Source organism: Kribbella italica, from assembly GCF_014205135.1.
In the GTDB taxonomy this organism is placed as follows: domain Bacteria; phylum Actinomycetota; class Actinomycetes; order Propionibacteriales; family Kribbellaceae; genus Kribbella; species Kribbella italica.
In genome coordinates, this window is record NZ_JACHMY010000001.1 from 1,559,964 (window position 1) to 1,574,723 (window position 14,760).

At 70.9% G+C, this 14,760-nt stretch carries 13 protein-coding genes; 5 read left to right on the forward strand and 8 right to left on the reverse strand.

The window, feature by feature from the left end; translation table 11 throughout:
- Window positions 1-90 precede the first annotated feature (90 nt).
- Window positions 91-1,353, reverse strand: a complete 1,263-nt coding sequence (locus tag HDA39_RS07280; RefSeq protein ID WP_184794463.1) for an HRDC domain-containing protein — start codon at window positions 1,351-1,353, stop codon at window positions 91-93.
- Window positions 1,350-1,952: a DUF3000 domain-containing protein gene (locus HDA39_RS07285; RefSeq protein WP_184794464.1), complete on the reverse strand. Its 603-nt coding sequence runs from the start codon at window positions 1,950-1,952 to the stop codon at window positions 1,350-1,352. The genes HDA39_RS07280 and HDA39_RS07285 overlap by 4 nt, the downstream gene beginning before the upstream one ends.
- A gap of 142 nt (window positions 1,953-2,094) precedes the next feature.
- Between HDA39_RS07285 and hemE the strand changes: the two genes are divergently transcribed.
- Window positions 2,095-3,135 (forward strand): uroporphyrinogen decarboxylase, encoded by a 1,041-nt coding sequence (gene hemE, locus HDA39_RS07290; protein WP_202892900.1) that lies wholly within the window; start codon window positions 2,095-2,097, stop codon window positions 3,133-3,135.
- Between the two features lie 33 nt (window positions 3,136-3,168).
- Here the strand turns inward: hemE and HDA39_RS07295 are convergent, their stop codons facing one another.
- Window positions 3,169-3,666 carry a MarR family winged helix-turn-helix transcriptional regulator gene (locus tag HDA39_RS07295; protein WP_184794466.1) on the reverse strand — a complete coding sequence of 166 codons (498 nt, stop codon included), beginning with the start codon at window positions 3,664-3,666 and terminating at the stop codon, window positions 3,169-3,171.
- Between the two features lie 88 nt (window positions 3,667-3,754).
- Here HDA39_RS07295 and HDA39_RS07300 point away from each other — a divergent pair, with 88 nt between their 5' ends.
- From HDA39_RS07300 to HDA39_RS07315, 4 genes are all read left to right on the forward strand, one after another.
- Window positions 3,755-4,927 carry an FAD-dependent monooxygenase gene (locus HDA39_RS07300; RefSeq protein WP_184794467.1) on the forward strand — a complete coding sequence of 391 codons (1,173 nt, stop codon included), beginning with the start codon at window positions 3,755-3,757 and terminating at the stop codon, window positions 4,925-4,927.
- Window positions 4,928-5,303: 376 nt separating this feature from the next.
- Window positions 5,304-6,878, forward strand: a complete 1,575-nt coding sequence (locus HDA39_RS43635) for a protoporphyrinogen/coproporphyrinogen oxidase (RefSeq protein WP_337925662.1) — start codon at window positions 5,304-5,306, stop codon at window positions 6,876-6,878.
- Complete coding sequence (hemQ, locus tag HDA39_RS07310) at window positions 6,875-7,600, forward strand: hydrogen peroxide-dependent heme synthase (protein ID WP_184794468.1); 726 nt, start codon at window positions 6,875-6,877, stop codon at window positions 7,598-7,600. The genes HDA39_RS43635 and hemQ overlap by 4 nt, the downstream gene beginning before the upstream one ends.
- A gap of 1 nt (window position 7,601) precedes the next feature.
- On the forward strand, window positions 7,602-7,979 hold the full coding sequence (locus tag HDA39_RS07315; protein ID WP_184794469.1) for a VOC family protein: 378 nt from the start codon (window positions 7,602-7,604) through the stop codon (window positions 7,977-7,979).
- A gap of 71 nt (window positions 7,980-8,050) precedes the next feature.
- On the opposite strand, the gene HDA39_RS07320 is transcribed toward HDA39_RS07315, so the two are convergent.
- The 5 genes from HDA39_RS07320 to HDA39_RS07340 form a co-directional block, all read right to left on the reverse strand.
- Window positions 8,051-8,479, reverse strand: coding sequence for a VOC family protein (locus tag HDA39_RS07320; RefSeq protein WP_184794470.1), 429 nt, complete (start codon window positions 8,477-8,479; stop codon window positions 8,051-8,053).
- 34 nt (window positions 8,480-8,513) lie between these two features.
- Complete coding sequence (gene msrB, locus HDA39_RS07325; RefSeq protein WP_184794471.1) at window positions 8,514-8,930, reverse strand: peptide-methionine (R)-S-oxide reductase MsrB; 417 nt, start codon at window positions 8,928-8,930, stop codon at window positions 8,514-8,516.
- Between the two features lie 118 nt (window positions 8,931-9,048).
- Window positions 9,049-11,442, reverse strand: a complete 2,394-nt coding sequence (locus tag HDA39_RS07330) for a lamin tail domain-containing protein (RefSeq protein WP_184794472.1) — start codon at window positions 11,440-11,442, stop codon at window positions 9,049-9,051.
- Window positions 11,443-11,538: 96 nt separating this feature from the next.
- Window positions 11,539-12,930, reverse strand: a complete 1,392-nt coding sequence (locus HDA39_RS07335; protein WP_184794473.1) for an adenylate/guanylate cyclase domain-containing protein — start codon at window positions 12,928-12,930, stop codon at window positions 11,539-11,541.
- Entirely contained in the window at window positions 12,923-14,668 is a 1,746-nt protein-coding gene (locus tag HDA39_RS07340; RefSeq protein ID WP_184794474.1) for an NAD(P)/FAD-dependent oxidoreductase, read from the reverse strand. The genes HDA39_RS07335 and HDA39_RS07340 overlap by 8 nt, the downstream gene beginning before the upstream one ends.
- Window positions 14,669-14,760: the final 92 nt, after the last annotated feature.

Sequence of the window (14,760 nt, forward strand, 5' to 3'; positions counted from 1 at the left end):
GCCTCTTCACCACTCCAGGACCCGGCGCAGGACCTTCAAGTAGTTCCCCCGATCCCCGTGACCAACTGGTCCGGGGTTCGGGGCGACGAGCTAGTCCAGCGACTTGGCCGGAGCAGTGACCGTCAGCGCATCAGCCAACACCTGACCGGTCAGCCCGACCTGCCACTCGCGGGCACCGTGCTCGCGCAGGAACGTCTTCACCACGTCGAGTCCCGGCTCGGCCGGCGGCGTCCACGCCAGCCGGCGAATCGTGTCGGGGGAGAGCAGGTTCTCGGTCGGCAACCGGTGCGCCTCGGCGATCTCGCCGACCGCCGCGCGTGCGGCCGACAGCCGAGCCGCGGCGTCCGGGTCGCGATCGGCCCATGCGCGGGCCGGCGGCGGTCCGTCGTACCGGGGACCCTGCTTCGGCAGCTCACCATCGGGCAGCCGGCGAGCGTGATCGATCGCCTCCCACCAGGTCCGCATGTGCCGATGCGCGCCGCGGCCCTTGAAAGCGGTCAGTTTCTGCAGCGTGTCCCGGTCGACCGGCATCGCGGCCGCGGCCTCGACGATCGCCGCGTCCGGCAGGATCCGGCCGGGGGAGATGTCGGCGGACTCCGCGATCTGGTCGCGCGCCTCCCACAACGCTCGGACGACGGCCAAGCTGCGACGGTTGCGGACGCGGTGCATGCCCGACGTACGGCGCCACGGATCGGGCTTCGGCTCGCGCGGCGGCGCGGACAGGATCGCGGCGAACTCCTGCTCGGCCCAGTCCCACTTGCCCTCGCGGCGCAGCTCCTGCTCGATCGCGGTGCGCAGCTCGATCAGCATCTCGACGTCCAGCGCGGCGTACACGAGCCAGGGGCTCGGTAGGGGCCGGGTCGACCAGTCGGCGGCCGAGTGCTCCTTGCGCATCCGGTACCCGAGGACTTCGCTGACCAGCGAGGCCAGGCCGACCTTCGGGTAGCCGAGCAGGCGCCCGGCCAGCTCGGTGTCGAAAACAGTGCGCGGAACCATGCCGACCTCGGCCAGGCAGGCCAGGTCCTGGTTGGCCGCGTGGATGATCCACTCCGCGTCGACGATCGCGTCGCCGAGCGCGGACAGGTCACCGAACGGAATCGGATCGACCAGCGCGGAGCCGGAACCCTCACGGCGCAGCTGGACCAGGTACGCGCGGTGGGAGTAGCGGTAGCCCGACGCGCGCTCGGCGTCCACGGCCACCGGGCCGCTGCCGGCCTGGAACGCCTCGACGACCTCCCGCAGCGCGCTGTCGGTGTCGACGACGTCGGACAGCCCGTCGCGCAGTTCGAGCAGCGGAAGGGTCTCGGTCGGGTCCTCGGGGACGGGCGACTGCTGGGTCTCGGCCGGGCTCATCGGCCCCGCTGACCGCGGCGGGTAGGCATCGCGACCACGCCGGGCGGCACCGGCGGCAACCCGGCCGCGGTGCACAGCACTTCGCCCCACGCCTCGGCGTGCCGCGTCACGTCGATCCCGCCGTCCGGGCCCGGCACCGGGCTCCAGGAGGCGCGGATCTCGATCTCCGCGGTCGCGTCGTCGTCGGCCATCCCGCCGAAACTCTCGGACACCACTCTGGTGACGGTACCGCTCGGGGCCAGGAACTCCGCACCCCGGTCCGCCAGCGCCTCCATCAACCAGGTCCAGCCCACGCCACCGAGCAGCGCGTCGATCACCATCTCCGGTTCGACGGCCGCACGCACGTACGCGACACAGCGGAAGGTCGACTGCCAGGCGTCGTTCCCGTCCGGGTCGTAGAGGACGACCAGACGGCCGGTGGCGACGTCGTCACCATCAACCGTCACGTCGGCGCTGACCGCGGCCGCGTGCGGAGCGATCCGCTGCGGCGCGGGCATCTCCTCGACGAAGACCTCGGGCCGGAACCGGGCCTCACGCAGTTGCGTCAGGGCCTCGGCGAACTCCGCGGGTGGCGCGTCGACCTGCTTGCGGGCACCCATGCTTCGCAGCCTACGACTGATCACTCACCGACGCCGGTGACGACGCGCCGGTAACGGGTTTCGGGCATGGGATCATTGCCCTGTGCCCGTGAACCAAGCAGCCCAATCACAGACCGCTGTCGGTAGCTCTTCGGACTCCTCCTTGGACCGCTCCGCCTTCCTGCTGGCCGCCCGGGGTGAGCCTGGGCCGCACACGCCGGTCTGGTTCATGCGCCAGGCGGGTCGCTCGCTGCCGGAGTACCGGGCGATCCGCGAGGGCACCACGATGCTCGAGTCCTGTATGCGACCCGACCTCGTCGTGGAGATAACGCTGCAGCCGGTACGCCGTTACGGCGTCGACGCGGCGATCTTCTACTCCGACATCGTGACGCCGCTCAAGGCGGTCGGTGTCGACCTGGAGATCAAGCCCGGCGTCGGCCCGGTGATCGCTTCGCCGGTGAGGGCCTTGGAGGACCTGGACGGGATCCGGCCGGTCGATCCGGCGGACGTGTGGTTCGTCACCGAGTCGGTCCAGCAGCTGAAGGCGGAGCTCGGCGGTACGCCGCTGATCGGCTTCGCCGGCGCGCCGTTCACCGTCGCGTCGTACCTGGTCGAGGGCGGGCCGAGCAAGGACTACGCCCGGACCAAGTCCCTCATGCACAGCGACCCGAAGCTCTGGCACGCCCTGGCCGACCGCCTGGCCGACGTCGCGATCGCGTACCTCTCGGTCCAGATCGAGGCCGGCGCCTCGGCGATCCAGCTCTTCGACTCCTGGGCGGGCGCGCTCTCGCCGCGCGACTACGCCCAGTTCGTCCAGCCGCACTCCGCGAAGGTCTTCGCCGCGCTCGAGCAGTACGGCGTACCGCGGCTGCACTTCGGCGTGAACACCGGTGAACTGCTCGGCCTGATGAGCGAGGCCGGCGCCGACGTGGTCGGCGTCGACTGGCGCGTACCGCTCGACGAGGCCGTCCGCCGCATCACCGCCGCCGGCGGCCACCCCAAGCCGGTCCAGGGCAACCTGGACCCGGCCCTGCTGTCGGCCGGCTGGGACGCCATCGACCCCCAGCTCGACCGCATCCTCGCCGAGGGCAAGGCGGCCCCCGGCCACATCTTCAACCTGGGCCACGGCGTACCGCCAACCACTGATCCCGAGGTCCTCCACCACATCGTCAAGGCCGTCCAGGAGAAGTCAGCCCGAAGCTGAGTCGTCCCCCGGCCGAGGGGCCCACCCGAGGGGTTAGCCCGGAGCGTCCTCCTTGGCCAGGTGTGCGGTGACGTCGTCGGCAAGCTTGGCCAGCAGGCGACCTAGGTCTTGCCGGTCCTGCGTGGGCCAGTCGGCGACCACCTCGCTGAACCAGCCGACGATCGACGCCGTGTAGCGGTTCGCCGCCGCGGCACCCTCTGCGGTCGGCTCGATCAGGCTCACTCGCCGGTCCGCCGGATGCGGCACCCGTCGTACCAGGCCGCGCTGTTCCAGCCCCTGCGTCTGCCGGGTGACGTGCGGCCCGACGACCTGCATCCGCTCCGCGATCTCGCCGATCCGGAGCGGCTCGCCCGCCATCGCCAGCGTCAGCAGGATGCTGAGCGCCGGCCGGTCCAGGCTCAGTCCGGTCGCCTCCGTCGCGCGCTGCGCGAGCCGGCCGCGGTTCATCGCGTTGCTGATCTGCGCGAGCCGGGGGAGCGCCGTCAGCTCCTCCGGAGCGGCGTCGCGGACCGGGCGTTGCTCGGCATCCATTTGATTACCTAACTTAGGTATGTATTCTGATCAACAAGTAGATACCTAAAGTACGCATCTTGGATGCGGATTGTCAGGAGGACACGTCATGAATCGCACAGTGCTGATCTCCGGCGCGAGCATCGCCGGCCCCGCGCTCGCCTACTGGCTCGACCAGTACGGCTTCGAGGTGACGGTCGTCGAGAAGGCCGACGCCGTCCGCGGCGGCGGGTACGCGATCGACGTCCGGGGGACCGCGCGCGACGTCGTCGACCGGATGGGCCTGATGCCGGAGCTGCGCAAGGCCCACGTCGACTCGCAGAAGGTCTCCTTTCTCGAACCCGACGGCACGCTGATCGCCGCCATGCGCCCCGAGGCGATGACCGGCGGCGCCGAGGGACTCGACCTCGAGGTCCGCCGCGGCGACCTGGCCGACGCGCTCTACACGCCGATCCGCGACAAGGTCGAGTTCCTCTTCGGCGACTCGATCGCCCGGCTCGACGACCGTGGCGACCGCGTCGACGTCGTCCTCGACAGCGGGATCAGCCGCAGCTTCGACCTGGTCATCGGCGCCGACGGCCTGCACTCGAACACCCGCCGCCTGGTCTTCGGCCCGGAGGAGGAGTTCCACTCGTACGTCGGGTTCGCGTTCGCCGGCTTCACCCTGCCGAACGAGTTCGGCCTCTCCCACGAAGGCGTCGTCTGGAACATCCCCGGCCGGACCGCCGTTCTGTACGCCCACGAGCCCGACGAGCTCGTCCACGGCTTCCTCACCTTCGAGCAGGACGAACCGCCGTACGACGCCTTCCGCGACCCGATCGCCCAGCGCGACCTGGTCGCCGCGAAGTTCCAGCACCAAGGCTGGCACGTCCCCCGCCTGGTCGAGGCCATGCGAACCTCCGACAGCCTCTTCTTCGACATCGTCAGCCAGATCCACATGCCCACCTGGTCGCAAGGCCGGGTAGCCCTGGTCGGCGACGCCGCCTACGCCACGTCCTTCATGTCAGGCCAAGGCTCCAGCGTCGCCCTCGTCGGCGCGTACGTCCTGGCCGGCGAACTCGCCACCCACGACAACCACGCCGACGCGTTCGCCGCGTACGACCACCGAATCCGCCACTTCGTCGAAGAGAACCAGGCCGTGGTGGAAGTCGGCCGGCGAATCCTTGCTCCCACCACCCAAGCCCTCCTCGACACCCGCAACCAGGCCCTCCGAGCCTCCGCCGAAGACGGCCACCAAGGCCGAGCAGCCAACACGGGGCTGGTCCTGCCGGACTACCAGTAGCCCCCGGCACCACCCACCAACTGCCGGCTCCCACACGCCGGCCGCCGGCTCCCACCCCGACGGCCGGCGCCGTGCCGGCCAACCGCCGACCGCGGCGATCGACGTCGGCCGGGCCTACGACTCGATCAAGCTGGCCGCCGACGCCTGGCTGCCCGGTCGGCCTCCGGCTTGTGGTGAGCCGGGAGCCGCGGTTGGGGCAGAGACAGCGGAGGGAGATAGATCGCGGGGGAGAGAGACCGCGGGGGACACCGCGAGGGTCGCAGGTGGAGACCGCGGGGCGGAGTCCACGGGGTGAAGACCGCGGGGCGGAGTCCACCGGGGTGGAGACCGCGGTGGTCTCCGGGAGTCGGTGGGTGGTGGTTGGTGGGATTGCCGGGTGGGTGAAGATGAAGCTGTGGATGCTCGGGTGGTGGTTGTTGTTGGTGGTGGGGTCAGTGGGCTGGCGGCGGCTCATGCGTTGGTGAGTGGGGCGAATCCGCCGCGGGTGATCGTGCTGGAGTCCTCGCCTCGGTTGGGTGGGAAGCTCGCGGGGGATGTGCTCGAAGGGGTGCCGGTCGACCTGGGGGCGGAGTCGGTGCTGGCTCGGCGGCCGGAGGGGGTGGACCTGATTCGGGCGGTCGGGCTGGCGGACGAACTGGTGCATCCGGCAACGACCTCGGCGGGGTTGTGGGTCGGGGACCGGATCCGGGCGATTCCGCCGACGGTGATGGGGGTTCCGGTGGATCCGGCCGAGACCGTCGACGTACTCGGCGAGGAAGCGGCCGCGCGGGTTGCCGAGGAGAAGGGCCTGCCGGAGCCTGCGCTGACGGAGGACGTCGCGATCGGGCGGTACGTCGCCGACCGGATGGGCCCGGCGGTGACGAACAAGCTGATCGATCCGCTGCTCGGCGGGGTGTACGCCGGGCGCGCGGAGGAGATCTCGATCGCGGCCGCGGTGCCGGAGCTGTACGCGAAGCTGAAGACCGCCCCGAGCTTGCTGGCGGCAACGGCTGAATTGAGGGCGACCAGCCAGCGACGCGCGGCCGACGGCAAGCCGGTCTTCGCCGGCCTCCGCGGCGGCATCAACCGCCTCATCACAGCACTCGAAGCCGACCTGATCGCCCGAGGCGTCGAGATCCACCGCTCGGCACCAGTCCGCCGAATCACGCGCACCACCACAAGCGCCGCCGCCGCCGCCTCGTCCGGGACGGGGACGCCGGGCGGAACCGGCACCCACGGCGCCGCTGGCACGGCCGTGTCGTCCGGGAGCGCGAGCGGGACCTCGGGAACGCCCGGCGGGGCCGGGGACCGGCTGGTGTACGAACTAGAGGCCGGTCCCGTCCCCGCGCCGCGGTTCTTTCACGCTGATGCTGTGATCGTTGCCACGCCGGCCTCGCCCGCGGCGCGGATGTTGGCTGGGTTGGTGCCTGCGGCGTCGACCGAGCTGTCCGCTATCCAGTACGCGAGTATGGCGATCGTCACGCTCGCGGTGCGGAAGGCCGATTGGCCCGATCAGGCGAGCGGATCCGGCTTTCTCGTGCCGTCCGACGAGGGCCGCACGATCAAGGCGGCGACCTACTCGCACGCCAAGTGGCAGTGGTCGTCCGAGGCCGGTGGTGAGCTCGCTGTACTGCGGTGCTCGGTGGGGCGGCTCGGTGAGGAGTACGTGCTGCAGCGGTCCGACGAGGAGTTGACCGCGCTCGCGGCCGCCGATCTGCGCAAGGCGGTCGGGCTCGGCGCGCCGGTCGTCGGGGCGCTCGTGAGTCGCTGGGGCGGCGGTCTTCCGCAGTACGCCGTGGGCCATCTCGACCGGGTCGACCGCGTGGAAGCGGCCGTCGCCGGGGAGCCGGGGCTGGCGGTGTGCGGTGCGGCGTACAGAGGTGTCGGGATCGCGGCGTGCGTCGCCTCGGGGGGCCGGGCGGCAACCCGGGTGCGGGCTCACCTGGACGCATTGGCGACAATGGGTTCGTGACCGACGCGAACCAGCCCGAGAGCAGCACGCCCGCGAAGCCGAAGGCCCGCGAGCTGAACAACGTGATCCGCTACACGATGTGGTCGGTCTTCAAGGTGGAGACGCCGCTCGGTGACGCCGATCGCGCCGAGCTGGCCGCCGAGCTGACCGAGCTGGTCGGCAAGCTGGCGGCCGACGACGTGGTGATCCGCGGCTGGTACGACGTGGAGGGCCTCCGCGCGGACGCCGACTTCATGGTCTGGTGGCACGCGCCGACGTCGGACGTGCTGCAGACGGCGTACCACGCGCTGCGCCGGTCGCGGCTCGGGCGGCACCTGGCGCCGATCTGGTCGCAGCTCGCGCTGCACCGGCCGGCGGAGTTCAACAAGAGCCACATCCCGGCGTTCCTGGCCGACGAGGAGGCGCGTGGGTACATCTGCGTGTATCCGTTCGTCCGGTCGTACGAGTGGTACCTGCTGCCCGACGAGGAGCGTCGCCACATGCTCGCCGAGCACGGCAAGATGGCGCGCGGGTACGCCGACGTACGGGCCAACACGGTCGCGTCGTTCGCGCTCGGGGACTACGAGTGGATCCTGGCCTTCGAGGCCGACGAACTGCACCGGATGGTCGACCTGATGCGCGACCTGCGCGCGTCGACGGCCCGGCGGCACGTGCGTGAGGAAGTCCCGTTCTACACCGGCAAGCGAACCGAGCTCGGCGAGCTGGTCGCGAACCTCGCCTGACATGGAACGCAAGGCCTTTCCCGTCCTGTACGTCGGCAACGTCCGCCGCGCGGTCGACTTCTACGCGCTGCTGGGCTACGAGCAGACCTACCAGTTCCCGCTCGAGGGCGACCCGCACTACGTCGGCCTCGAACGCGGCGAGTCGTCACTCGGCCTGGCCGACACCAACTGGCCCGAGGCCCAGCTCGGCATCACCGTCGGCACGGCGCCGCGCTTCGAGCTGTTCGTGTACGTCGACAACGTCGAGACCCAGGTCGAGTCCCTGCGCGCCGCCGGCTACACGATCGTCCAGGAACCGGCCAACATGCCCTGGGGTGAACGCCAGGCCTACGCCTTCGACCCCGACGGCAACCCCGTAGCCCTCGCCACCCCGATCTGAGGGGGAGGGGAGGGCCGCTCTCGGCGGGCAAGGCCGGTTCCGGCTGACGACCTACGAACGCCCTACCGGGGTCAGAGCTGGGCGCTGAGTTCGATGTTGATGTCGTCCGGGTCCTGGAACGACAGGATGGCGGCGCCCATCTCGGTCAGGTCGGTGACCTCGCCGCGCGGGATGCCGGCCTCGTCCAGAGCCGTCGCCGCCTTCTCCAGGTCCGCGCGCGACGAGACGCCGAAGCTCAGGTGGTCCAGCCCGGTGCGGTCGGCGTCGAACTCCTCCGCGCCGACCGGGCGCAACCCGAACAGCGCACCCTGCGGCGTCTGGTACACGCACCCGCCGTACAACCGGGCCGGATCGTCGCGAACCCCCGGCTCGTTCACCGCGGCGGACTCGTCCGCCGCCACCGGCCAGCCGAACACCTGGTCGTAGAACGCCTTCGACCGGACGATGTCGGTGACCGTCAGCCGGACATGGGCGAAACCTTCACTCTGCACGATTGCCATGGCCCGCCGGTACCCCGGCGGACCGATGGCAACCTCAGGCCTCGGCCAGCGTCAGGCTGATCGAGTTGATGCAGTAGCGCAGGTCCGTCGGCGTGCCGTAGCCCTCGCCCTCGAAGACGTGGCCGAGGTGGGAGCCGCAGTTGGCGCAGCGGACCTCGACCCGCTTCATGCCGAGGGCGGTGTCCTCGATGTACTCGACGCGCTCCTCGGCGAGTGGGGCGAAGAACGACGGCCAGCCGCAGTGCGAGTCGAACTTGGTCTCGCTGCGGAACAGCTCCGCGTCGCACGCCCGGCACTTGTACACACCGACGGTCTTGGTGTCGGTGTACTCACCGGTGTACGGCCGCTCGGTGCCGGCCTTGCGCAGTACCTGGTACTCCGCGGGGGACAGCTGCGCGCGCCACTCCTGGTCGGTCTTGTCGATCGCGTACTGCTTGGTGCCGTCGGTCACGGTGCCCGTACCTCCTCAGGTCAAGGAGCCGGTTCCCCGGGGGAAACCGGCTCCTTTTCATTATCGGCGGCCGGGCAAGCGAAACCCCGTCCGGGGGCCTGGTGTCAGCGCCCCGTAATCACCGGTACCAGGACGGCAGCGGGATCAGCCGCACCACCTGCGGGTCGTGGTCGGAGATCTGGTCGGGGAACTCCGCGTTCATGTGCACCACGTCGTACGACGACGCCGGCTGCAGGTTCCGCGACATCAGGATCTGGTCGAGGATCTGGCTGTTGCCCTCGAACACGTAGCTGTACCGCTCCTTGGCGGGCAGCGTGCGCGGCAGATCGATCAGCGACGTCTTGCCGGAGCCGACCAGGATGTCGGTGGTCCGGCTGAAGTCGAAGTCGTTCAGGTCGCCGAGCACGACCACGTTGGCGCCGCGGTCCTTGGCCAGCAGCTGGTCGACGAAGGTCCGCACCGACTGCGCCTGCTGGTGCCGCTTCGGCGCCGAGCTCTGGACCGGCGGCTGGACCCGGCCCCAGAGCGGGTCGTCGCCGCCCTTGGAGCTGAAGTGGTTGACCACCACGAACAGCGACTGGCCGAGCCAGGTGAACTCGCCCGCGAGCGGCACCCGGGTGGCCTCCCAGGCCGGGTTGGCCGGGTCGACGCGACCGGGCGACGAGCTCAGGTGCGGCCGGCCGAACCGGTCGGTGGTGATCGTGGTCCCCACCGTGGAGCCGCCGCCCGCGCGGTCGACGAACTTGACCGGCCGGTCGGTGCGGTACATGAACGCGACCCGGATGTTGCCGCCCGGCTCGCCGCCTTCCTTGCCGTCGACCGGGTCGATCTGCCGCCAGGCGTACTTCGGGCCGCCGGCCTTCCGGATCGCCGCGGCCAGCGTGTTCAGCGTGACGTCCGCGGCGGTCGTCCCGGAGTTGGTCGCGCCGTCGTTGTCCTGGACCTCCTCGAGGCCGATGATGTCCGGCGACGCGAGGTTGTGCACGACCGCCTGGGCGAGGCCGTCGAACTTGGCGGCGCCGTCGGACGGGTCGAGGTTCTCCACGTTGAACGTCGCGACCGAGACCTGCAGGAGCGACGACGGCGTGGTCTTCTCGCGCTTCAGCGGACCGGGTACGACGGTCGGCGTCTGCGTGACCAGGAACTTGAAGTTGCCGAACCCGTAGTCCAGGACCCCGGTCACGGTCCCTGCGAGCGTGTCACCGGTCTTCGCGTCCGGCACCGGAGCCAGTACGTCGTCCAGCAGCACCCGCTCGGGGTTGCTGTCGTTCTTCTGCAGCAGGATCCCGCCGCGGACCGTCCGCAGCCCGGACCCGGCCGGAACCACCGACAGCTCGCGGAACGAGCTGGTCGGCCCGGTCACCTGCGGCTTGTCGATGCCGAGCCACATGCCCTCGAGCGACTCCCAGAAATCGAGCCCGTCGGTGGCCGGCTGGAACGTGCCGGTCGTCTCGACGTCGCCGTTCGAGTCGTCGTCGATCACCGTCGACGGCGGAACCCGCCCGCCCGGACCGACGATGGCCGGTGCGGGGATCGCGGCACCGGACCTGATGATCGTGACGGCCGGGTTGGTCAGCTCGGTGGTGGTCAGGTTGTCGCTGCCGCCCGATCCGCCCGGGCGGAACTCGGCGACCGTGCCCTGGACCGAGACCTCGTCGCCGACGGTCACGTTCGGCGCCGAGCTGGTGAAGACGAACAGGCCCTCACTGGTCGCCGGGTCGTCGTCCGGCGCGGTGTCCTGGAACCAGAACCCGTTGCCGCTCCTGGCGGTGACCACACCGGTGACGTCGCGAACGAGCTTGCCGTTCAGCGGCGACAGGTGCGCGGCGCCCTGGATCTCGTGGATCTTCGCCGGGATCGGGTCCTCGGCCGGCGGCGCGGAGGTCAGCGTCTTCGGCGACGGGTTCGCGGACTCGAACTCCGAGGAGTTGTTGTCGGCGTCCTTCGCCGGGTCCTTGCGGGTCGCCGACGTGGTGTTCGACAGCCCGGGCGCCGCGGCCGTCTCGAAGTCGTTGGCGGCGCCGTACCCGACGAAGTCGATCACGCCGGGCGCGGTGGCGCAGCCCGTCGCGCACGCCAGGGACGTCACCGAGTTCACGAGCGCGACCTTGCCGGACGCCGCGGACATGTTCACGGTGCCGGTCGCGTCGGGCGCGGGCATCGGCTGGCCGTTGGCCCCGCCGGACGCGCCCTGCGCGACGTAGACACCACCGGGCGCGATCGAGCCGGACAGCGTGATCTTGTTCGCCCAGGAGGTTCCGGCGGCCGCCGCGTACTGGATCGACCAGCCGGTCAGGTCGACCGGGGCGCTGCTGTTGTTGGTCAGCTCGACGAAGTCGTTCGTGTACGACGCGCCGGAGTTGCCGCCACCGCCGTACACCTCGGTGATGACCACGGTGGAGGAGGCGGCCTGGGCCGGGGCGGCCGCGACGGCGACCACTCCGGTCAGGACGAGAGACGATGTGACCACGAGGGCGCCCAGGCGGCGCCGTGATCGGTTCTGGGCAGACATGTGGCGGATTCTCACACCCGTAACGGACCTCGCCAAGGCCCAACACGTGAACAGCTGGTACGCCGTGGAACGCGAGGGTGATCATGCACCCGGCGGTCAGTGGTCGAGGGCAAGCAAACGATAGACCTCGAGCGGCTCGGCCTTGCCCTTCAGGCTGATCGGCCCGAGCGACTCGGTCACCGCATCGGGCAGCAGCGCCTTCGTCGCGGGCCCGATCGCGACGCCGCCGCCGGGCGCCTTGCCCTCGATCCGGCTGGCCACGTTGACGGTGTCGCCGATCACCGTGTGCGTCCGGCCACCCTCCGTGCCCAGCAGGCTGACCGACGCGATGCCCGTGTTGATCCCGACCCGGAACCGCGGCCAGTCCGGGTGCTCGGCGCGCACCTTCTCGGCCGCCACCTGCAAGGCGAGCCCGGCCGCGGCCGCCAGCCGGGCGTGGTCGGGCTGGTCGCCGCGCTTGTTGAAGGTGACCATCAGCGCGTCGCCGATAATTCGGTCCACCTCGCCGCCGTGCCGCCCGACGACCGGCGGGACGACGACCTCGAAGTACGTGTTCAGCATCGCGGTCACCTCGTCCGGCTCGTGCTGCTCGGAGAACGTGGTGAACCGCATCAGGTCCGCGAACAATACGGACAGTTCGCGCCGCCCGGCCACGGTGCCGGCGACGTACAGGTCGGAGAAGCGCTCCTCGTACCACTGGATCCGTACGCCGGCCACGACCAGCACGAACGCGGCGAGCAGCAGCAGGTGCCACTCCCACCACGACAGCGCCCAGTTCCGCGCGAAGACCAGCGCGAGCATCGCCTCGGCCAGCAGCACGAACGCCGACACCAGGGAGAGCAGCATCAGCGACGGCCGCGCGGACCACATCCGCAGGTAGCGCGCGGCCGCGACGCCGTACAGCAGGACGGTCGGTACGGCGAGCGCGGTGAGGATGCCGTCGGCAACTTCCGGTACGGCGGTGTCGTGCAGCGGCGGAAGTTGGGTGACCGAGGCAACGGCCCACAGCGCCATCAGCACCAGCAGCCCGGCCCGGATCCGCCGGCCGCGCCGCATCCACGCGACCGACCGCTCGCCCTCGAACCGCAGGCTCGACAGCACCGCGCCCACCGATCCGGCCGCGACCCCGACCGGCGTCGCGAGCACGAACCCGGCGTTCGGCGTACTGAGCAGCACGCCCGGCGTCGCCAGCGCGTGCAACGCGAGGAACCCGGCCGCCGCCAGGAACGCCAGCGACACCAGCAGCACCCGGGGATCTCCACGCCGCAACGCGGCCGAACCCATCGCCTGAGCCAGTACGGCGCTCAGCGCGGCGGTCAGCAGCACCAGCCAGAAGTGCGACGGGTGATGCTCCCAGTGCACGTCCAGCCTCGGTGCCCGCAGCAGCAGGAAGAGCGCGACGAGCGGCACCAGCAGGGCGGCAGCCGTCAACACGACCATCGCTACGGAGTACATGAAGCGGGGTGGGGTCGGGGGAGCGTCAGCCATCGGAGGCGGCCTGCTCGGCGATGCGCACGGCCTTGAGGTGCTCGTGGACCTGCGACACGACGACCGAACCCTCGCCGACCGCAGACGCGACCCGCTTCACCGACCCGCACCGCACATCACCGACCGCGAACAGTCCCGGGACCGTCGACTCGTACGGCTGCGGCGTCCGCGACGAGTTCCACAACCCCGACGCGATCGCGTCCGCGCCTGCGGCGACGAACCCGTGGTCGTCCCGTCCGACCGCGGCCGGCAGCCATCCGGTCCGCGGTTCCGCGCCGATCATCACGAACAACCCGTCGGCGGCGAGCACCTCCTCCGCGCCGGTGTCGCGATCGCGCAAGGTGACCTGCTCCAGCCGCCCGTCGCCGCCGCCGTCGACGACCTCGCTGGACGCCCGGACGGCGATGTTGGGCGCCGCGTCGATCACATCGATCAGGTACTGCGACATGGTGGCCGACAGCTCCGGCCCGCGAACCACCAGCGTCACCTGACGGCAGTACCGGGCCAGATGGATGACGGCCTGCCCGGCCGAGTTGCCGCCGCCCACCACACACGCGTCCAGCCCGGTCAGCCCGTGCGCCTCGGAAACACTGGCGCCGTAGTACACCCCGGCTCCGGTCAGCGCTTCCAGGGCCGGTACGCCGAGCCGCCGGTACGACACGCCGCTCGCCAGCACCACCGCCTTGGCCGACACCTCGCCGACTCCCTCGATCTCGGCGGTGAAGACGTTGTCCAGAGCATCGAGTTTCACGACCTCCCGCATCAGCGCGAAGTGCGCCCCGAACACCCACGCCTGCTGGTACCCGCGCTGCGCGAGTTCCGACCCGCTGATCCCGCGGGAGAACCCGAGGTAGTTGCGGATCAACGAGCTCGTCCCGGCCTGACCGCCGATCGCCTCCCGCTCGACGACCAGCGTGCGCAGCCCTTCGGACGACGCGTAGACCGCCGTCGCCAGCCCGGCCGGCCCGCCGCCGATCACCAGGACGTCGAAGTCGCGCTGCTCGTCGTCCAGCGTCGTCGAAACGCCCCACGCCTCGGCGATCTCCACGTCGGTCGGATCGTGCAGCACGGTCCCGCCGATCGCGGGCATCCACACCACGACGCCGTCGCCGGGATCGGGCTCACCGATCTCGGCCAGCACGAGGTCCGCGTTCGCGGTCCCGGTCGCGCGGAACGCGCTCGGGATCCCGTTGCGTCCGAGCAGCGCCTGGATCGCGTGCCCGCGCGCGGACCGCTCGTCGGCGACCACGACCACCTCGCGCAGGTTCGCGACCTCGTTGCGCGACCACTCCTGGACGAACTCCGCGACCGTGCGGTGGAACAGCTCGTCGTGCCCGATCCACGGCTTCAGCACGTAGTAGTTGATGTCGCCCTTCGACATCGCGGCCAGGATCGCCGCGGCCGTGGTCCGCTCGGCCCACGCACCCCACGGGATCGTCAGCGCGCGGCGCGCGTCGGGGTGCGCCTCGCGCGCCGTGGCCAGGACGGCGGCCCGCTCGTCGTCCGGCAGCTCGTGATCGACCAGTACGACGGCCACCCGCTGCTCGAGCTCGTGCGCCAGGTCCAGGCAGTGCAGCGCGGCGGCGGCCGTCAGCTCGCCGCGCACTCTGAAGTCGACGCCGAAGCTGCGTTCGAGCTCGTTCTCGATCCGGTCCAGCCGCAACGGATCACGGTCGACGACGAGCAGCAGCGGCCGCGCCTCGCGAAGGCTCGACCGTACGCCGGGTTCCCCACCCATGGATCGACGGTAAGTCCGGGGTCCGCGGCGCGGCAATGGACAAAACGTTTGATCACCGGCCCTGCCCGCCCCAGTGGGACAGGGCCGGTGAT